9 protein-coding genes are annotated in these 21145 nt (G+C 72.3%); 4 read left to right on the forward strand and 5 right to left on the reverse strand.

Features of this window, described 5'->3' with window-relative positions; translation table 11 throughout:
* Both ACIBKX_RS24125 and ACIBKX_RS24130 read right to left on the reverse strand, forming a co-directional pair.
* Positions 1 to 7295 (reverse strand): type I polyketide synthase (locus ACIBKX_RS24125; RefSeq protein WP_399376148.1); only part of this gene is annotated, 7295 nt, incomplete at its 3' end.
* Positions 7296 to 7323: 28 nt separating this feature from the next.
* Positions 7324 to 15054: an SDR family NAD(P)-dependent oxidoreductase gene (locus ACIBKX_RS24130; protein WP_363276022.1), complete on the reverse strand. Its 7731-nt coding sequence runs from the start codon at positions 15052 to 15054 to the stop codon at positions 7324 to 7326.
* A 367-nt stretch (positions 15055 to 15421) separates the two neighbouring features.
* Here ACIBKX_RS24130 and ACIBKX_RS24135 point away from each other — a divergent pair, with 367 nt between their 5' ends.
* Positions 15422 to 15820 (forward strand): nuclear transport factor 2 family protein, encoded by a 399-nt coding sequence (locus ACIBKX_RS24135; protein ID WP_363276023.1) that lies wholly within the window; start codon positions 15422 to 15424, stop codon positions 15818 to 15820.
* Between the two features lie 42 nt (positions 15821 to 15862).
* Positions 15863 to 16429: a PadR family transcriptional regulator gene (locus tag ACIBKX_RS24140; RefSeq protein ID WP_363276024.1), complete on the forward strand. Its 567-nt coding sequence runs from the start codon at positions 15863 to 15865 to the stop codon at positions 16427 to 16429.
* 3 nt (positions 16430 to 16432) lie between these two features.
* On the opposite strand, the gene ACIBKX_RS24145 is transcribed toward ACIBKX_RS24140, so the two are convergent.
* Positions 16433 to 17389 (reverse strand): LysR family transcriptional regulator, encoded by a 957-nt coding sequence (locus tag ACIBKX_RS24145; protein WP_399376019.1) that lies wholly within the window; start codon positions 17387 to 17389, stop codon positions 16433 to 16435.
* A 178-nt stretch (positions 17390 to 17567) separates the two neighbouring features.
* Here ACIBKX_RS24145 and ACIBKX_RS24150 point away from each other — a divergent pair, with 178 nt between their 5' ends.
* Complete coding sequence (locus tag ACIBKX_RS24150) at positions 17568 to 18263, forward strand: type 1 glutamine amidotransferase domain-containing protein (RefSeq protein WP_363276025.1); 696 nt, start codon at positions 17568 to 17570, stop codon at positions 18261 to 18263.
* Between the two features lie 16 nt (positions 18264 to 18279).
* Here the strand turns inward: ACIBKX_RS24150 and ACIBKX_RS24155 are convergent, their stop codons facing one another.
* Positions 18280 to 18690, reverse strand: coding sequence for a hypothetical protein (locus ACIBKX_RS24155; RefSeq protein ID WP_363276026.1), 411 nt, complete (start codon positions 18688 to 18690; stop codon positions 18280 to 18282).
* Between the two features lie 107 nt (positions 18691 to 18797).
* Positions 18798 to 19736 carry a LysR family transcriptional regulator gene (locus tag ACIBKX_RS24160; protein WP_363276027.1) on the reverse strand — a complete coding sequence of 313 codons (939 nt, stop codon included), beginning with the start codon at positions 19734 to 19736 and terminating at the stop codon, positions 18798 to 18800.
* A 169-nt stretch (positions 19737 to 19905) separates the two neighbouring features.
* Here ACIBKX_RS24160 and ACIBKX_RS24165 point away from each other — a divergent pair, with 169 nt between their 5' ends.
* The gene (locus ACIBKX_RS24165) at positions 19906 to 21129 is read left to right on the forward strand and encodes an MFS transporter (protein ID WP_363276028.1); all 1224 of its coding nucleotides are present in this window, start codon (positions 19906 to 19908) and stop codon (positions 21127 to 21129) included.
* Positions 21130 to 21145: the final 16 nt, after the last annotated feature.

Below are 21145 nucleotides of genomic sequence, written 5' to 3' on the forward strand. Positions count from 1 at the left end.
TCATCGATTCGAGCGGCAAAGGACGGTGAGGACGCATACAACTCCCGCCCCATCCCCACCCACTGAGAACCCTGACCCGGGAACACCAACACCACCCGGCCACCCACACCGGACTGCCCCCGCACCACATTCCCCGCCACACCACCACCGGCCAAAGCCGCCAACCCACCCAGCAGCTCCCCACCACCGCCCCCGACCACCACCGCACGATGCTCAAGCACCGCCCGCCCGGTGGCGAGCGCGAACCCGACATCCTCGGGGCTCTTCCCGGACTCCTGCCCGGTCAGATCGGCGAGGAGCCGCGCCGCCTGCGCCTCCAGTGCCTCCCCGGTGTGGCCACTGAGCACCCAGGGCACGACTCCCGGACGTACAGAATCCCCACCGCCGACCTCCTGGACAGGCTCCGGAGCCTGCTCCAGCACGACATGCGCATTGGTCCCACTGATCCCGAAGGAAGACACCGCCGCCCGTCGCGGACGACCCACCTCCGGCCAATCCCGCGCCTCGGCCAGCAACTCCACCCCACCCGAGGACCACTCCACATGCGGCGACGGCTCATCGACGTGCAGCGTGCGCGGCAGCACACCCTCTCGAAGCGCCATCACCATCTTGATGACACCCGCCGCACCCGCAGCCGCCTGCGTATGACCGATGTTCGACTTCAACGAGCCCAGCCACAACGGCTCTTGATCCGAGGCCCGCTTCCCGTACGTCGACAGCAGTGCCTGCGCCTCGATCGGGTCCCCGAGCTTCGTGCCCGTCCCGTGCGCCTCCACCACGTCCACGTCGGCGGCACTCACTCCGGCATCCGCCAGGGCCTGGCTGATCACCCGTTGTTGGGCGGGTCCGTTCGGTGCCGTCAGCCCATTCGACGCCCCGTCCTGATTGACCGCCGAACCCCGCACCACCGCAAGCACCCGATGCCCATGGCGACGCGCATCGGACAGCCGCTCCACGACCAAGACACCCGCACCTTCGGCCGGACCAAAGCCATCCGCACCCGCCCCGAACGCCTTGCACCGCCCGTCCGCCGCCAACCCCCGCTGACGGCTGAACTCCACGAACATCGACGGCGTGGCCATCACGGTCACGCCACCCGCCAGCGCCAGCGAACACTCCCCGCTCCGCAACGCACGTATCGCCAGATGCAAGGCCACCAGCGACGACGAACACGCCGTGTCGACGGAAACCGCAGGACCCTCCAGCCCCAGCGCGTACGCCACCCGGCCCGACGCCACGCTCCCCGCGCTGCCACTGCCGAGCTGGCCCTCGTACTCCTCGAGTCCCTCGGTGGCGTGCATCAGCCTGGCTGCGTAGTCGTTGTACATGACGCCCGTGAAGACGCCGGCCCGAGTGCCCCTCAGCGAGCGGGGGTCGATGCCCGAACGCTCCAGCGCCTCCCACGAGGTCTCCAGGAGCAGCCGCTGCTGCGGGTCCATCGCCAGCGCCTCACGCGGCGAGATACCGAAGAACCCGGCGTCGAACTCGGCGGCCCCGTAAAGGAATCCGCCCGTGCGCGCATAGCTGGTCCCCGAGTGATCCGGGTCGTCGTCGAACAGGTCCTCCAGGTTCCAGCCGCGGTCCGCGGGGAATTCGCCGATCGCGTCGACGCCGTCGGCGACCAGCCGCCACAGCTCCTCCGGAGACTCCACGCCTCCCGGGAAACGGCAGCCCATTCCCACGATCGCGATCAGATCCTCGTCGTTCGCGGAGTCCGCCGAGGTCGTGGTGGCGGCGGCCCGATGGGCAGGCGCGTCGGCGGTCAGTGCTCCCGTCAGCTCCGTCTGGAGGAATGCGGCCACCGCACCGGGATTCGGGCGGTCGAAGGCGAGCGTCGCCGGGAGGTGCAGGCCGGTCTCGCGGTTGAGGCGGTTCCGCAGTTCCACCGACGTCAGGGAGTCGAAGCCGAGCGACTTGAAGGATGTCTCCGTCTGCACGGAGGTCATCGCGTCCTCGCGCCCGCCGAGGACCGACACGACATGCTTGTTCACCAGCTCGAGCAGGGTTTCCAGCTGCTGGTCCGCGGTGAGGGTGCGCAGCCGGTCCACCAGACCGGTGGCCGACGGCGGGGAATCCGCGGCCGCGTCCCGTCGCCGTGTCGCCGAGGTGCGCGCATACGCGGCGAGCAGCGGCGGCACCGCCCCCTCCGTGGCCTTCGCCAGGCTTCGTGTGTCGAGGCGTATCGGTACGACGACGGGTGCGTTGAGCCGCAGCGCCGCGTCGAAGGCCGCCAGGCCCGCCGCCGTGGACAGCGGCGCCACCCCGAGGCGGGCGAGTCGCCGCAGGTCCGTCTGGTCCAGGTGGCCCGTCATTCCGCTGGCCTCGGCCCACAGTCCCCAGGCCATGGACGATGCGGCGAGCCCGCGTGTCCTGCGGAGGGCGGCCAGGGCGTCGAGGAAGGCGTTGGCGGCGGCGTAGTTCGCCTGGCCCGCACTGCCGAGCGTGCCCGCCACCGACGAGAACAGCACGAACGCCGAGAGGTCCATGTCCTGCGTCAGCTCGTGCAGATGCCATGCCGCGTCCGCCTTGGGCCGCAGCACGGCGGCCACCTGTTCCGGTGACAGGGCTTCCAGTACGGCGTCGTCCAGGACGCCGGCCGCGTGGACGACCGCCGACAGGCCGTGCTCGGCCGGGATTCCGGCCAGCAGTTCCGCCACCGCCGTGCGGTCGGCCATGTCGCAGGCGACGACGGTCGCCTCGGCCCCGAGCGCTGCCAGCGCGGCCCGCAGCTCGTCGGCTCCATGGGCCGCCGGGCCCCTGCGGCTCGTCAGGAGCAGCCGTCGTACACCGTGCTCCGCCACCAGGTGACGGGCTATCAGGCCGCCGAGCTTGCCCGAGGCCCCGGTCACCAGGACCGTGCCGGAGACATCGATCGGCCGCGCGTCGTCCTGGGCGTGCGCCTGCTTCGATTCCGTGACGCGGACCAGACTCGGCGTGAAGGCCGTGCCGGACCGCACGGCGAGCTGCGGCGCACCGCCGGTGCCGAGCGCCGCCCGGACAGCGTCAGCCGTGTCGCGAAGGTCGCCGTCAGCCGCGGGATCGAGGTCCAGCAGCACGAAACGGTCCGGGTGTTCCGTCTGGGCGCTCCGCAACAGACCCCAGGCCGCCGCGGCGACCGGATCGGGGGCTTCCGCGTCGTCGCCCACGGGAACGCCATCGCCAACGGGAACGCCGTCGCCAACGGAAACCGCGCCGCGCGTGACGACGACCAGGCGCGACCGCGAGAAGCGCTCGTCGGCGAGCCACTCCCGCACGGTGTCGAGGACCGAGCACACCAGGTCATGCACCTGGCCCGGTATGTCCTGCGACCCGTCGGCCACTCCACTGGGGACCGCCAGCAGCACCGTCTCCGGCACGGTCTCATCGGCATCGGCATCGGCATCGGTACCGGTACCGATGCCGTTGCCGTTGCCGTTACCGATGCCGCCCGGCGAATCGAACGGCGTCGGCGAGAGGCCGCCCGCCTCCAGTACCTCCCGCAGCCCGAGCGCGTCCGGGCCCAGGAGCCCCCAGCGCCCGGAGGCCGCCCCCGCGTCGGCCCGCAGCGGCTGCCAGCTCAGACGGAACAGCGAGTCGTCGTTCCCGCGAGCGCCGATCGCCCGCAGTTCGTCGGGCCCGACGGGCCGGACCATCAGCTCGTCGACCGTGGCCACCTGCCCACCGGCCGCGTCCCACAGGGTCAGCGCCACCGAGTCGTCGTTCAGCGCGGTCAGCCGTGCGCGCAGGACCGAGGCACCGGCCGCCTGGATCTCGACGCCACTCCACGAGAAGGGCAGCCGCGCCTGCGGGTCCGTGCCGGCGCGCGACAGGAGTCCACTCGGTACGACGGCGTGCAGTACGGCGTCGAAGAGAGCGGGGTGCAGGATGTACTGCCCGGCCTGTTCCACCAGCGGCTGCGGCAGCCGCACCTCGGCGAAGACCTCGCCGTCGCGTTCTCCGCGCCAGACGGCCTCAAGACCCCGGAAGCCGGGCCCGTACTCCAAGCCTCGGTCCGCCATGTCGGCGTACACGGTTTCGGTCTCGATGGGCTCGGCGCCCGCCGGCGGCCATGACGGCAGCGGCTCGGCGGACGTCGCGCGGCCCGTGCTCACCGAGGCGTCGGCGTGGGCGGTCCACGGGCTCTCGGTGAGGGCCGTGTCCGGGCGGGACTGAACCGTCACCGACCGGCTGCCGTCCTCGGCCGCGGCCGTCACCTCGATCTGTACGTCGACGGCGTCGTCGGCGGGAATCACCAACGGCGTGTGCAGGACCAGCTCCTCGACCCGCGCACAGCCCACCTGCTCCCCGGCCCGCGCCGCCATCTCCAGCAGCGCTGTCCCCGGCACCACCACCGCACCGCCCACCCGGTGATCCGTCACCCAGCCCGGCCGGGCCGCGGACAACCGTCCCGTCAGCACCACCCCGCCGCCGTCGGCCAGCGACACCGCCGCACCCAGCAGGGGATGCCCCACACCACGCAGCCCCAGGGCGGCCGGATCCGAGGCGCCGCTCCCCGGCTGCGGTTCGAGCCAGTAGCGCTGGTGCCGGAAGGCGTAAGTGGGAAGATCCACAGAGGTGTTCGGGGCGCCGGTGACCGTGCTCCAGTCGACCGGTACGCCGCGCACGAACACCTCGGCGGCCGAGGCGAGGACACGCCCGAGGCCGCCCTCGTCGCGGCGCAGCGTCCCGGTCACGACGGCTCCAGGGGACCCGGCGTCGACCAGCGCGTCCTCGACGGCGGCGGCAAGCACCGGATGGGCACTGCACTCGACGAAGACGTCGAAGCCTTCGCCCGCCAACGCGGTGACGGCCCGCCGCAGTTGGACGGTCTCCCGCAGGTTCCGGTACCAGTACCGGGCGTCGAGCGTCTCCCCCGGCACCCAGGCGTCCAGGACCGTCGAGTAGAACCCGACACCGGCCCGGCCGGGACGGATCGGCGCCAACGCCTCATGCAGCGCCGCCTCGATCCGCTCCACCTGCGCCGAGTGCGAGGCGTAGTCCACGGGGATACGCCGGACCCGCACCTCCTCGGCCTCACAGGCGGCCACCAGGTCGTCCAAGGCCCCAGGCTCACCCGAAACCACCACGGAGGACGGCCCGTTGACCGCAGCCACCGAAATCCGCTCACCCCAAGCCTCAAGCCACTCCCGCACCTGCTCCAGAGGCGCCGCCACCGACACCATCCCACCGAGACCGGCCAACTCCTCACCGATCACCCGGCTGCGGAGCGCAACGACCCGCGCCCCGTCCTCCAAAGACAGCGCCCCAGACACCACCGCCGCCGCAATCTCACCCTGAGAGTGACCCACCACCGCACCCGGACGCACACCCAACGACTCCCACACCGCCGCCAGACCCACCATCACCGCCCACGACGCAGGCTGCACCACATCCACCCGCTCCAACGACGCAGCACCCTCGACCCCGCACAGCACATCCGTCAGCGACCAGTCCACGAACGGCGCCAACGCCGCCGCGCACTCATCGATTCGAGCGGCAAAGGACGGCGAGGACGCATACAACTCCCGCCCCATCCCCACCCACTGAGAACCCTGACCCGGAAACACCAACACCACCCGGCCACCCACACCGGACTGCCCCCGCACCACATTCCCCGCCACACCACCACCAGCCAAAGCCGCCAACCCACCCAGCAGCTCCCCACCACCGCCCCCGACCACCACCGCACGATGCTCAAGCACCGCCCGCCCGGTCGCCAGCGTGCCCGCGACTCCGCCGATGTCGACGCCACCGCCGTCGCCGTCGCCGTTCTCCCGCGCCCAGTCCGCAAGGCGTGCCGCCTGTGCCTCCAGTGCCTCCGCGGTGTGGCCACTGAGCACCCAGGGCACGACCCCCGGACGTACGGAACCCTCGTCCTCCGTCGGCTCCGGGGCCTGCTCCAGGACCACGTGCGCGTTGGTGCCGCTCATCCCGAAGGAAGACACCGCCGCCCGTCGGGCCCGGTCCACGTCGGGCCAGTCCCGTGCCTCGGTCAGCAGTTCCACCTCGCCCGCGGACCAGTCCACGTGCGGCGACGGCTCATCGACGTGCAGCGTCTGCGGCAGCAGGCCTTCCCGCAGTGCCATGACCATCTTGATGACGCCGGCCACGCCCGCGGCAGCCTGCGTATGACCGATGTTCGACTTCAGCGAGCCCAGCCACAACGGGCTGCCCTCAGGACGTCCTTGGCCGTACGTCGACAGGAGTGCCTGCGCCTCGATCGGGTCGCCCAGTGTGGTGCCCGTGCCGTGTGCCTCCACCGCGTCCACCTCGGCGGCGCTCAGGCCGGCGTCCGCCAACGCCTGCCGGATCACACGCTGTTGGGACGGGCCGTTCGGCGCCGTGAGACTGCTGCTCGCCCCGTCCTGGTTCACCGCCGAACCGCGCAGCACCGCAAGCACCCGATGCCCGTTGCGGCGCGCGTCCGACAAGCGCTCCACCACGACGACACCCGCTCCCTCGCCCCAGCCCGTGCCGTCCGCAGCCGCCGCGAACGCCTTGCACCGGCCGTCCGGCGCCAGTCCCCGCTGCCGGCTGAACTCGATGAACGAGTTCGGCGTCGCCATCACGGTCACACCACCGGCCAGGGCGAGCGAGCACTCCCCGCTCCGCAGCGCCTGCGCCGCCAGATGCAGGGCCACCAGTGACGAGGAGCACGCCGTGTCCACAGAGAGTGCGGGGCCCTCCAGCCCCAGCGTGTACGCCACGCGGCCCGACACGACGCTGGCCGCGTTGCCCGTGGCCACATAGCCCTCGAACGAGCCCGAGCCCTCCTCCAGGACCACCCGCCCGTAGTCCTGGCCGTTCGTTCCCATGAACACCCCGCCCGAAGTGCCCTTCAGAGAACGGGGGTCGATACCGGCACGCTCCAGGGCCTCCCACGAGGTCTCCAGGAGCAGCCGCTGCTGCGGGTCCATCGCCAGCGCCTCACGCGGCGAAATGCCGAACATCGCGGCGTCGAATCCCGCGGCGTCGTCCAGGAAGCCGCCCGTCCTCGCATAGCTCGTGCCGAGGCTCTCCGGGTCGTCGTCGAACAGGCTCTCCAGGTCCCAGCCGCGGTCGTCCGGGAAATCGCCGAGCACGTCCGCGCCTTCGGCGACGAGCCGCCACAGGCCCTCGGGAGAGGTGACCCCGCCGGGGAAGCGGCAGCCCATCCCGACGATCGCTATCGGCTCGTGGCTCGCTTGCTCCGCTTCCTGGATACGGCGGTTGGCCTGCCGCAGGTCGGCCGTGACGCGCTTGAGGTATTCGAGGAGCTTTTCCTCATTCGCATTCATCTTTATTCCTCCTCGAAAAAAATGTGGAAAGCCTCGAATGGGGCGGTCAGGACCTAGGAGCGTTCCGTCAGGACTGGCCGAACTCGGCGTCGATGAGGTCGAACATGAGGTCCGCGCTCGCGGACTCGATGTCGCCGTGCCCGTCCGGATCCGCCCCCGCGGAATCGGTGCCGCGTCCGCTTCCGGCGCTGGTGGCGCCGCCCGTGCCGCTTGCCCAGTGAGAGAGCAGATCCTGAAGGCGCTCCGCCATCTCGGCCCGCATCGTCTCGTCGCCGATCGCGTCGAATCGCTCGGCCATCGCGTCGATGTCGCGGCCCAGGGATGTCAGTACGTCCTCGCGGCTGGGCGCGAGCCGGGTGGACAGGTATTTCGCCAGCGCTCCCGGTGTCGGGTAGTCGAAAATCGTGGTCGAGGGCAGCGGAATGCCGACCGTCGCCCCGATGCGATTGCGGAGTTCGAGGGCGGTGAGCGAATTGAAGCCCAGGTCCAGGAATCCGCGGTCGAGGTCGACGGCGGCGGGGTTGCTGTGGTTCAGGACCGCTGCCGCCTCGTCACGGACGAGTTGCTTCAGGGACAGGTCCCGCTCGTCGTCCGTCATGGCCGCCAGGCGTTCCTTGAGGGTGCCGGTGCCCGCCGGAACGGCATTGCGCGGCTGGGCCGCCGGTGGCCGCTGTGCCTCCTTGCGTGCGTACGCGGTGAGCAGCGGGGGGAGCGGAGGCGTGCCGCTGATCGTGAGGTTCCGGGTGTCCAGGCGGATCGGCAGCAGGACCGGTTCGTCGAGGACGAGTGCCGTGTCGAAGGCGGTCAGGGCTTCGGTAGTCGGCAGCGGGGCGATGCCGGTGCGGGCCAGGCGCAGCAGGTCCGCCTCGGTCAGTCCCTTGCTGAGTTCGCTGCGTTCCTCCCAGAGTCCCCAGGCGAGGGACAGCGCGGGGAAGCCCGCCGCGCGCCTCTTCTGCGTCAGCGCGTCGACGCAGGCGTTCGCGGCGGCGTAGTTGGCCTGCCCCGCGGTTCCCCACCATCCCGCGGCGGACGAGCACGTCACGAACCATTCCAGGTCGAGGTCGCGCGTCAGTTCGTCCAGCCAGGCGACGGAGTCGGCCTTCGCCCGCAGTACCCGGTCCAGGTCGTCCGGTGTGAGTGCCTGGAGGACCGCGTCCGCCGCGACCCCGGCGGCGTGAATCACCCCGCGCAGGGGGAACTCCTCGGGCAACCGCGCGATGACGCCCACCAGTTGGTCCCGCTCGGCCGCGTCGCACGCCTCGACGGTGACCAAGGTGCCGAGGTCCCGCAGTTCGGTCGCGAGCGCGGCTGTTTCGGGTGCCTGCTCGCCTCTGCGGCTGAGCAGGACGACATGACCCACGCCGTATTCGGTCACGGCGTGCCGGGCCAGGGCCGAGCCCACGACGCCGCCCGCGCCCGTCACGAGCAGCGAGGAGTCCCTCCAGCCGCCTTCCGTCCGGCCGCGCGGGGCGTCCTGCGCCGCGTCGTCCGGCAGGGCGGGGGCCCCGGCCCGTACGAGGCGCGGCACGTGAAGTCCGCCCGCGCGTACGGCGATCTGCGGCTGCGCCGATCGCAGCGCCCGGGCCACCGCCGCGACGGACGCCGGGTCGTCGTCGACGTCCACCACCTGGAAGCTGCCGGGGTGCTCCGTCTGTGCCGTGCGCACCAGGCCCCATATCGCGGCCTGCACCGGGTCGACGTCCGCGCCCGGCAGTGCCGCCACGGCCCCGCGGGTCACCAGCGTCAGGCGCGCGTCGGCGGCGCGTTCGCCCGTCGACCACGACTGGACCGCCGCCAGCGCCGCGCCGAGACCGGCCCGTACCCGCCGCGTGAGCGGTCCGTCGGCGGGCGCGCCCGCGCCCAGTTCCTCGGCCGCCACTCCGGCGGCGGACAGCTCCCCGGCGAGCCCGCCACCGGCGACGACCACGCACAGCGTGTCCGGCCCGAGCCCGATCGCCTCTGCCGCCGGGGATTCCTGCCGCTCCCACGCCACGCGGTACAGAACGTCCCGGCCGGCCGACACCGCCGCCCGCATCCGCTCGTCGGACACCGGCCGCAGCACCACCGTCCCGGCGGTCAGCACGGGATCGCCGGCCGCGTCCCATGCCGACACCGCCACCGTGTCCGTGTCCACGGCGGTCAGCCGCACCCGCAGCTCGGAGGCGCCGACAGCGTGGACGGCCACTGCGGAGAAGGCGAACGGAAGCCGCACTTCCGCGCCCGTCCCGGCCCCCGCGCCCGTGGCCCCCGCGCCGGTCCCGTTCCCCGCCGCCCCCGGCAGCACGTCGCTCGCGAACACCGCGTGCAGCAGCGCCTCGAACAGCGCCGGGTGCACCAGGTACCGGTCCGCCTGATCCGCCGTCCCCTGGGGCAGCCGCACCTCCGCGAAGGCCTCGTCCCGGCCGCGCCAGACGGCCTCCAGGCCACGCAGGGCCGGGCCGTACTCGAGGCCGCCGACCGCGAGACGCTCGTACACGTCATCCACATCGACCGGCGTCGCGCCGCGCGGAGGCCATTCTGCGAGCCGCTCTTCCGTGACGGTCGGCCCCGGAACCAGGACGCCCGAGGCGTGCCGGTCCCAGTCGTCCTCGCCGGTGCGCCGGGCCAGCAGGTCCACCTGGCGCTGTTCGGGCGTGCTCCCCGCTCCCACCCTGACCTGGACATCCAGCGTGCCCTGGGCGGAGATCACCAGCGGGGCGTGCAGGGTCAGCTCGTCCAGCTGGGGGTAGCCGAGGCGGGCGCCCGCACGGATCGCCATCTCCGCCAGGCCGGTTCCGGGTACGACGACCGCGCCGCCGGCACGGTGGTCCGCGAGCCAGGGCACGCTTCCGGCGGACAGGCGTCCCGTCAGGACGGCCCCGTCGTCCAGGGGCAGGGCCGCGGCGAGTATCGGGTGCTCGACCCGCTCCAGGCCCACGGCCGTCACATCGCCGGTGGCGGACTCGGAGTCGAGCCAGAACCGTTCGTGCTGGAAGGCGTAGGTCGGCAGCTCGGTCCGTCGGGCGCCCGAACCGGCGTAGAAGGCGTCCCAGTCGACGCTCGCGCCCGCCGCGTGCAGTTGGCCGAGAGCCTGGGCGAGCGTCGCCCGCTCGGAGCGGCCGCGCCGCGCGGTCGGCACCATCAGCCGGCCTGCGGTGTCGGGGCAGTGCTGGGCCAGGGCGGTCAGTACGCCGTCGGGCCCCAGCTCGACGAAGCGGGTGACGCCCTGTTCGCGCAGATGCCGCACGCTGTCGCCGAACCGCACGGTCTCGCGGACGTGCCGCACCCAGTGCTCCGCCGCCGGTATCGGCTGCTCGTCCGGGAGCGGTGTCCCGGTCAGATTCGATACGAGGGTGACCTCGGGCGCCGAGTAGGTGAGCGCATCGGCCGTCCGCCGGAAGGCGTCGAGCATCGGGTCCATCAAGGGCGAGTGGAAGGCGTGGCTCACCGCGAGCCGCCGAGTCTTGCGCCCCAGCGCCTCCCAGTGCGCCGCCAGCTCGTCGACCACATCCCCGGCGCCGGAAAGCACCACGGCGTCGGGTCCGTTGACGGCGGCGATCCCGACCCGGTCGGTGAGCAGCGGGCGGACCTCGTCCTCGGTCGCCTGCACCGCCACCATCGCCCCGCCGTCCGGCAGTTCGTCCATCAGGCGGCCGCGGGCGGCCACGAGGACGGCGGCGTCCGGCAGGGAGAGCACCCCGGTCACATGGGCGGCCGCCAGCTCGCCGATCGAGTGTCCGGTCACGAAGTCCGGGCGCACGCCCCAGGACTCGAGCAGGCGGAACAGCGCCACCTCGAAGGCGAACAGTGCGGACTGGGTGTGGATGGTGCGGTCCAGCAGGGGCGCGTCCGTTCCCCACATCACCTCGCGCAGTGACCGGCTCCCGGCGTGCTCGCCGAGGTGCCGGTCCAACTCGGCCACGACGGAGTCGAATGCGCGGGCGTAGACCGGGAACGCGTCGTACAACTCTCGGCCCATACCAAGCCGTTGGGCGCCTTGGCCGGTGAACATGAACGCGGTCCGGCCGCCGGTGTCCGGCTGCCGGCCCTGGACCAGGTTGGCCGCGGCCCGGCCCTCGGCCAGAGCCGTCAGGCCGGCGAGCAGTTCCTCGTGGTCGTCGCCGGTCAGCACCGCGTAGTGGTCCAGGGTCGCCCGCCCCGTGGCCAGGGAGTAGCCGACATCCGCCGGACTCGCGCCGGACCCCGGGCCGGTCAAGTGGGCCAGGAGGCGGCCCGCTTGAGCCTGGAGCGCCTGCGCGCCACGTGCGCTCGTCACCCAGGGCACGGCCCCGGAACGTACCGTCTGCTCCTCGTCGGAGACCGGCTCTTGGGCCGGGGCCTGTTCGAGGATCACGTGCGCGTTGGTGCCGCTGATCCCGAAGGAGGACACCGCCGCGCGCCGCGCCCTGCCGTCCGGGGGCCGCGGCCAGTCCCGCGCCTCGGTCAGCAGGTCGAGGCCGCCCGACGACCATTCGACGTGCGGGGAACGCTCCTGCGCGTGGAGCGTCTTGGGCAGCACTTCCGCGCCCAATGCCATCACCATCTTGATGACGCCCGCCACGCCCGCGGCCGCCTGTGCGTGCCCGATGTTGGACTTCAGCGAGCCCAGCCACACCGGCTCGGACCCCGGCTCGGGCCGCGCACTGCCATAGGTGGCCAGCAGGGCCTGGGCCTCGATCGGGTCCCCGAGCCGCGTCCCCGTCCCGTGGGCCTCCACGACGTCCACATCGGCGGCGCCGACCCCGGCGTCCGCCAACGCCTGCCGGATCACCCGCTGTTGGGCCGGACCGTTCGGCGCCGTCAGGCCGTTCGACGCGCCGTCCTGGTTCACCGCTGAGCCCCGCACCACTCCCCACACCCGGTGACCGCGCCGCAGCGCCTCCGACAGCCGCTCGACCACCAGGACGCCCACACCCTCGGCCCAGCCCGTGCCGTCCGCGTCGGCCGAGAACGCCTTGCACCGGCCGTCGGCCGCGAGGCCCTGCTGCCTGCTGAACTCCGCGAACATCGAGGGCGTCGCCATCACGGTCACCCCGCCCGCGAGCGCCAGCGAGCACTCCCCGTCGCGCAGCGCCCGCGCCGCCAGATGCAGGGCCACCAGCGACGACGAACACGCGGTGTCGACGGTCACCGCGGGGCCTTCTAGGCCGAGGGTGTAGGCGACCCGGCCGGAGACCACACTGCCCGCGCTGCCCGTCAGGACGTGGCCCGCCACGTTCTCCGGGGTCTCGCGGAAGCGGTGCGCGTAGTCGCCCGACATCGCTCCGACGAAGACACCGCCGCGGCTCCCGCGCAGCGAGTGCGGGTCGATGCCCGCCTGCTCCAGCGCCTCCCACGAGGCCTCCAGGAGCAGCCGCTGCTGCGGGTCCATCGCCAGCGCCTCACGCGGTGAGATGCCGAAGAACGCGGCGTCGAACTCGCCCGCGTCGTAAAGGAATCCGCCCTGGTAGCCGTCGACGCCCCAGCCCCGGTCCGTCGGCTGCTCCCCTATCGCGTCGGCGCCGTCGGCGACGAAGCGCCACAGGTCCTGCGGCGACCGTATGCCGCCGGGAAAGCGGCAGCTCATTCCGACGATGGCGATGGGGTCGTCGTGGTCGTGCGGGGATGCCGTCGCCGGTTCGGCGGCCTCGTCCACGGAGCTTCCGCCGTGCGTCAGCCGCGCGTGGATCTCCGCCGCGAGGGCGGCGGGCGTCGGATGGTCGAAGGCCACGCTCGTCGGCAGCCGGAGTCCGGTGACGGCATTGATCCTGCGGCGGAGTTCCACGGCCTTGAGGGAGTCGAATCCGAGGTCCTTGAAGGTGCGGTCGGCGGTCACCGCGTCGGGAGTGGCGTGGCCGAGCACGACGGCCGCCTGCGTGCGGACGAGATCGAGTGCGGAGACGTCCGCGGCGGTCCGGCCGCGCCCGCTCGGGGCGTCGTGACTCGGCAGCTGCACCTGGCTGTTCGGGGTGAGCGTGCTCCAGTCGACGGGTACGCCGCTGACGAAGGCCTCGGCCGCCGACGCGACGATCCGTTCGAGGCCGCCCTCGCCCCGGCGCAGTGTTCCGGTGGCCACCGCGTCGGCCACGCCCATGGCCGCGGCGGTCTCCTCGATCCCGACGGTCAGCACGGGGTGGGAGCTGCACTCGACGAAGTGCCTGAACCCTTCGTCCAAGAGCCCGCGCACGGCCTCGTCGAACCGCACCGGCCGCCGCTCGTTCCGGATCCAGTACGCGGAGTCCAGCGTCTCCCCCGTCACCCAGGCGGCCTCCACCGTCGAGTAGAGCGGGATCCGTCCCGCCCGCGGAGTCACTGAGGCCAGCTCCCGTTCGAGGCGGCCGATGATCCGGTCCACCTGGGGAGAGTGCGAGGCGTAGTCGACCGGGATGCGCCGGACCCGGACGCCGTCGGCCTCGCAGGTGGCGATGAGTCCGTCCAGCGCGGCGGGCTCGCCGGAGACCACCACCGCCGTCGGGCCGTTGACCGCCGCCACCGAGGCCCGCTCGCCCCAGGCGGCACACCACTCCCGTACTCGCGCGACGGGCGCCGCGACCGACAGCATGCCGCCCTGGCCGCTCAGTTCCACGACCACCCGGCTGCGCAGCGCCATCAGGCGCGCGGCGTCGGCCAGCGACAGCACGCCCGACACCACCGCGGCGGCGGTCTCGCCCATCGAGTGGCCCACCACCGCGTCGGGGCGGACGCCCAGGGATTCCCACACCGCCGCCAGCGCGACCATCACCGCCCATGCCGCGGGTTGCACCACGTCCGAGCGCTCCAGGGAGGCGGCGTCGGCCGCTCCGCACAGCACGTCGGTCAACGACCAGTCCACGTATGGCGCCAGCGCCCGCTCGCAGGCGTCGATCCGGGCGGCGAACACCGGCGACGATGCGTACAACTCCCGTCCCATGGCGGCCCATTGCCCCCCTTGCCCCGGGAACACCAGGGCCACCTTGCCCGGCACCTCTTCCGCCGCCGTCGCCGCCGCCGTTCCCGTGATCACGCCGGCGCCCGGAAGGCCCCGTTCGACCTCCCCCAGACCGGCGAGCAGCGCCTCGCGGTCGCTTCCCAGCACCACCGCGCGGTGCTCGAACGCGGGCTGTCGGGATGCCAACGCGCCCGCGATGTCCGCGACTTCGATGCCGTCGTTCTCCCGCGTCCATCCGGCCAGCCGCGCCGCCCGCGCCCGCAGTCCCCGCGCGCTGCGTCCACTGATCACCCAAGGCAGGACGGTTGAACTTCCCACGTGACTCGTTCCCACGTCACTCGTTCCCACGTCACCTGTTCCCACGTCGATCGCTCCCTCGTCGTCGGCCGTGCTGTCGCGGATCACGCAGTGGACGGTGTCGCCGTCGGCGACGGCCCGGCGCAGTGGCTTGAGGACGGCAAGAGCGCCGAACTGCGGCTCACCCGACGGGACTTCGGACGCCGCCCCGCTGCGGGCCTCACCGGCGACGGCAAGTCCGGACTCTCCGGACCGGAGGCTTTCGCAGGCCAAGTGCACGGCCAGCAGGGCGGGTTCAAGGGTCGGGCCCGTCGTGCGGCCGGGCGCGCCGTCGAGGCCTTGGTGGTGCAGGACGGTGACGTTCTCGCCCTCGACGGCGGCGACGAAGATGCCGGTGGATTCGTCGTCCAGCCTCGCGGTGACCGTGTTCGCGTCCTCCAGGGCTTCCCCGGCGAGTTCGCGCAGGAGCGCGGGGTTCTCGGCGCCGGTTCGGGATGCGGAGACCAGGAGCTGCCAGAAGGGGTGGATGCCGGGCGTCCGGGGCAGGCGGCAGGCCACGCCGATGACGGCGATGCCATCGTCCAGACGTGCGGAATCCCGGGAATCGGACGACACGTTCAAGAGCGTGCTCACTTTCCTTCAGTCGCGAGGAGTGAGCGGCCGCGGTGCCGAGCTCCTCTGAGGTGCGGGGCCGGCGGTCCGCCGGTGGGTGAGCCTCTTCTGGTCGATCACGCCTGCTCCCGGATCGCAGGCGACTGCCTCGGTACGCAGGCGACTGCCGCGACGGACAGACGACCGCCCCGATGTCGAACGGGCGTGCAGTTTCCTTGCGTCCAGTCTGGCGGGGCCGACTCGGAGGCGGCTCGTGAGCCTCTCAAACACCACAGGAGGGGCTGCCCGACGCAGCCGAGGGGTGGACAACCCCCGTCGACATCAATACTCTCCGACACACCTATTCAATTAATTGACTAGAGGTGATCCCGTGCACCCCTTCCGCAAGGCCGTGGAGGCCCGCGACGAGGCCGCCGTCGAGGCACTGCTCGCCGAGAACGTCGTCTTCACCAGCCCGGTCGCCTTCAAGCCGTATCCGGGCAAGCCGATCACCGCCGCGATCCTGCGCGGCGTGCTGCGCGTCTTCGAGGACTTCTCCTACGTACGGGAGATCGCCGATCCGGGCGGCCGCGATCACGCCCTGGTCTTCACGGCCACCGTGGCGGGCAAGCAGATCCAGGGCTGCGACTTCCTCCACTTCGACGAGGAGGGGAAGATCGACGACTTCACCGTCATGGTCCGCCCGCTCTCCGCCGCGCAGGCGCTGTCCGAGGCGATGGGCGCCCAGTTCGACCGGATCGCGCGTGAGGCCGCCGAAGGGCGCCCCTAGTCACGTTGTTGACCGGACAAACCCACTGTTAGGTTGACCGGCATGGCCCTGCGCAACGCGGTGATGGCCGCCCTGCTGGAGGGCGAGGCCTCCGGATACGACCTCTCCAAGGGCTTCGACGCCTCGGTCGCCAACTTCTGGATGGCGACGCCCCAGCAGCTCTACCGCGAGCTGGAGCGCATGGAGGCCGACGGGCTCATCACTGCCCGCGTCATCGAGCAGGAGCGGCGCCCCAACAAGCGCCTGTTCAGCCTGACCGACGCCGGTCTCGCCGCCGTGCGGTCCTACAGCGAGGAGCCGCCCGCCAAGCCGACCGCGATCCGTGACGAACTGCTCGTGAAGGTGCAGGGCGTGGACGCCGGTGACGCCGACGCCGTCCGGGCCTCGATCGCCGAACGGGTCGAGTGGGCGCGGGCCAAACTCGCCCGCTACGAACGGCTCCAGGCCAAGCTCCTCGGCGGGCGCACCGAGGAGCGGCATCTGGCGGAGGCGGAGCGCATCGGCCCCTACCTCACCTTGCTGCGGGGCATGGAGTTCGAGCGGGAGAACATCCGCTGGGGCGAACTCGCCCTGCGCGTCCTCGCCGAGCGGTCCGCAGTCCGCGTCTGACCGTCAGCCCGTCCGCGCCGCCGCCACCAGATGATCGCGTACGCGGTCGACGTCCGGGTTGGCGCAGACGCCCGGACGCCGCACGAGGAATCCGGTGTTGATCGGCGGATCCTCCGGGTCGCCCAGCGGGACCAGCGCCCCGGAGGCCAGTTCGGCGGTGCACAGATAGCGCGGCAGCACGCTGAATCCGGCGCCGCCGACGACCGCGGCCAGGACGGCGCGCAGGTCGGGCACGGTGACGGCCGCACGGCAGTCGAGCCGCTTGCCGAAGACATGCCGCCAGTACCGGCGGACGATCGGCAGGTCCTCCGCGTACGAGACGAGGGGAACGGTGTGCAGCACGCCGGGCCCTTCCTCGGCCAGCCGCTCCTTGACGCGGTCCGCCCAGACGGGGGCGGCGACCAGGACGAACTCCTCGTCCGTGAACGGCACCCAGGTCAGGGCGCGTCCTCGGGGCCGTGACGTGGCGATCACCAGGTCGTGGCGTCCGGCGCGCAGCTCGTCCAGGAGCGGATCGGTCAGGCCCGGGGTCACCCGGAGCCGCACGCCCTCGGCCACGAGCGGCCCGAGGGCGGGCAGCGCGAACGTCGCGAGGAGTTCGGCGGGTCCTGCCAGGTGCACGGGTTCGGCCCGCGCCCCCTCGCCAGTGCCGGAGCCCGCGGCCCGGCCGAGCGCGTCGAGCGGGGCCGCGACGCGGGCCGCCAGTTCGTCGGCGACGGAGTTCGGGACGACACCACGGGGCAGCCGCTCGAACAGCTCACGCCCCGTCTGCCGTTCCAGGGAGCGGATCTGTGTCGTGACGGTGGGCTGCGACACCCCGAGGGTGTGGGCCGCCGCCGTGAAGGAACCGAGCCGGTAGACGGCGAGGAACGTGCGCAGCAGGTTGAGGTCGGGCAGGGCGGGCGGCTGCCGGGCACCCGGACGGACCTCAGCCTTGCCATCGACATCTCTATGACTCACGACGGAGAGCCTAGGACAGCCCTATGCCACCTGCCATGAAGGAACCTATGGCGGGCATTGGATCCCTCATTGGTCACCGTCCCGCAGGGGGCCTACGGTCGAAGACATCGCGCGACCGACACACACCATCACTCCGGGTCCGCACGGGCGGACCCGTTTCCTCGGAGAAGAGCCCCCTATGTCGAAGATTCTTTTCGTCGTCACAGGCACCGACTTCTGGACGCTGGCCGACGGCAGCAAGCACCCCACCGGCTTCTGGGCCGAGGAGGCCGTCGCGCCGTACGAGGCGTTCAAGGCCGCCGGTCACGAGATCGTCGTCGCCACTCCGGGCGGTGTCGTCCCCACCGTGGACCAGGCCAGCCTCGCGCCCCAGTTCAACGGCGGCCAGGAGGGCGCCGACCAGGTTGCCGCGGGCCTCGCCTCCTTCACCGAACTGGGTTCCCCGATCAGGCTGGAGGACGTACGCCTCGACGACTACGCCGCCGTCTTCTACCCCGGCGGTCACGGCCCGATGGAGGACCTCTCCGCCGACGCCGCCTCCGGCGAGGTGCTCACCCTCGCCCTGGAGTCCGGCAAGCCGCTCGCCGTGGTCTGCCACGGCCCGGCCGCGCTGCTCGCCGCGACGAAGGCCGACGGCACGAACTCCTTCAAGGGATACGACGTCGCCGCGTTCACCAACGAGGAGGAGACCCAGAGCGGATTCGCCGACAAGGCGCGCTGGCTGCTCCAGGACCGCCTCACCGAGGCCGGCGTGAACGTCGTGGTCGGTGAGGCGTGGGCGCCGCACGTGGTGGTCGACCGCAACCTGGTGACCGGCCAGAACCCCGCATCGGCCGCACCGGTGGCAGCCGAGCTGCTCAGGAAGCTGGCCTGACCGGCCACCGCACCGGTCAGCAGGGAAGCGTCACGGCCGGGCTGTGGACGTCGTACTGGACGAGGTCGGTGTCCCAGCCGTGCGCGCGGATCTGGTAGGTGTGGCTGCCGCCCACGCAGGGGACGGCGGTCGCGAAGGTGAGATTGAAGGGACCCTTCTGCCAGAACTCCGCCCGTTTCACCACCTCACCGTCCCGGAGGATGTAGAGATAGATCTTCGCGCCGCCGTCCGCGGGCAGATTGCCGCAGTTCCAGGGTGTGTTGGCCCAGACGTGGTTCCCGGCGTGCTCGGGTGCGTGGACACTGACCGAGCACTGCCCCAAGAGCCCGGAGCTCTCCGCGGCCGCTGGGGCCGCGCCGACCGCGGGGACGACGGAGGCCAGTGCCACGAGGACGGGAAGGCGCTTGGCGGCTGGCAGCAGGAACATCACGGACCCCGGATCTCGGTCGTGCCGGCGGGCGAATCCCGAGCGGCGACTCGTCACGAAGAGTAACCATGTGAATGCCTGTGGTAACTCGCCCGTGGAGGTGACGCTCACTCCGCCCATTCCGGGATCCAGGTCCCGGAGGCACGGCGCTCGGACCCGCCCGAGGTGAAGTGCTCGCGCAGCGCCGTGAGCGCCGGGTGCGGGTTGTCTCGGTGCCACAGGAGGGAGTGGGGGTAGACCGGTGCCGGGTCCCGTACGGCGATGCGGCGCAGCCCGTGGTCGGCGGGCCAGACGAGGCGGGTCTGCTCGCCGACGAAGGTCGCCAGCGTCCGGGAGTCGGCGATGGTGTCCAGGAGGGGCTCGGTGCCGAAGTCGGGGCCGGTGATCTCGATGGTGAGCCCGAACGCGGCGGCCAGCGCGTCGTAGTAGGCGGCCCACTCAGTGCCGGAGACGATGCCGGGCATCCAGATCCGGTGCCCGGCGATCTCCGCGGCGGCGACCGCGCGGGCGGCGGCCAGCGGGTGGTCCGGCCCGGTGAGCAGCTGGATGGGTTCATCGAAGGCCGGGGCGGCCCGGATGTCGTCGGGGAGCCGCAGTCCGGGCATCGTGACGGCGCGGAACGACGCGTCGATCGTGCCGGACCGGAGGGCGTCGACGGCCGCGTCGACGTCGAAGAGCGTCACGACGTCGAGGTCGACCTCGGGTCGCGCGCGGTGGAAGCCGCCGAGGACACCGGCAGGGGCGAGCCGCCGGCCGATCACGTCGACGCGCAGCGCGCGGCGTCCGACGCGGACGGAGGCGAGTGCCCGCTCCTCGGCCCGCAGCAGGTCCCGGGCGTGGGGCAGGAACGCCTGCCCGTCGATGGTGAGCTTCGCTCCCCGCGCGGTACGTGTGAACAACCGCACGTCGAGGACCTTCTCCAGCGTGGCGATGCGCTTGGAGACCGCCTGCTGGGTGACGGACAATTCGGCGGCGGCGTCCTGGAAACGCCCCGCGTCCGCGGCCATCACGAAGGTCCGCACAGCATCGAGATCCACGCCGGTCATCGTAGTGACCCGGCGACTTGGTGACACAACCGGCGGTTGTGCTTTGCTGAGCGGTCGGTTGTTTGATCTCGCACTCTGCCACTCGCTTTGATGTCGACGGTCAGCGAGCAGTTGTTCGGGCGGCGTGAGCCAAGTGTGTGTTCGGGGTGGCGCGAGAGATGTGTGGGGCATGACGGGGAGACGGGCGCTGGGCAGGCGCTTCGGGTGGCTGTGGGCGTCGTTCGCCGTCAGTTCGTACGGTACGACGCTGGGGTTCGGCGCCTTTCCGATGATCGCGATCCTCGTCCTGCACGCCGGTCCGGCCCAGGTGGCGGCGCTGGCCGCCGCGGGGCGGGCGGTGGGCGCTGTGGTCGCGGTGCCGCTCGGGCCCTGGGTGGAGTTCCGCCGCAAGCGGCCGGTCATGATCGCGATGGACCTGATCCGGTTCGCGGCGCTCCTCAGCGTCCCCGCCGCGTTCGCGCTCGGCGCGCTGAGTTTCGCGCAGCTCCTCGTCGTCTCCGTCGTCGTCGCGGCGGCGAACATCGCCTTCACGGCGGCCGGCGGCGCGTTCCTGAAGTCGCTGCTTCCGCCGCAGGACCTGCTCGTCGCGAACGGCAGGTTCGAGTCCACGACCTGGACCTCGACGATGGTGGGACCGCCGCTCGGCGGAGCCGCGATCGCCGCGCTCGGACCGGTGACGACCGTGCTGGTCGACGCCGTCAGCTATCTGCTCTCGGCCCTGGGCATCCGCGCCATCGGCGGCACGGAACCGCGCCCCGCGCGGACGAGCCCCCCTCGACCGCGGGCAGGTGATCTCCTCGACGGCTGGCGCCACATCCTCGGGCACCGGACGCTGCGCCCGCTGTTCTTCAACGCGATCGCGGTCAACGGCCTGATCATGGCCGCGGAGCCGCTGATGGCCGTGCTGCTCCTCGGCCCGCTCGGGTTCGCGCCCTGGCAGTACGGGCTGGTGTTCGCGGCGCCCTGCGTCGGCGGGCTCGTCGGCTCACGCCTCGCGCGCCGCCTCGTGACACGGTTCGGGCAGCACAGGGTGCTGCGCACCGCCGGGTGGCTGCGGGCGTGCTGGCCCATCGGCCTCGCGTTCGTCCAGCCGGGCGTGCCCGGAATGGTGCTCGTCATCGTCGTCCAGCTCGGCCTGGTGACCTGCTGCGCCGTGTTCAATCCGGTGCTCGCCACCCACCGGCTCCAGCACACCGATTCCGACCGGGTCGCCCGCACGCTGTCCGCGTGGTCGGTCAGCAGCAGCGCCGCCATCGCGGCCCAGACCGCCCTGTGGGGACTGCTGGCCGCCGTCACCGGCCCCCGGACCGCGACCGCCGCGGCGGGAGTCCTCCTGCTGGCGACGCCACTGCTGCTGCCGCGCCGCGAGAAGGCGGCTGCCGGGCGCGTCTGAGGCCGGGGGCGTCTGC

Origin of the sequence: Streptomyces sp. NPDC050658 (assembly GCF_044457025.1) — a bacterium.
Lineage (GTDB): Bacteria > Actinomycetota > Actinomycetes > Streptomycetales > Streptomycetaceae > Streptomyces.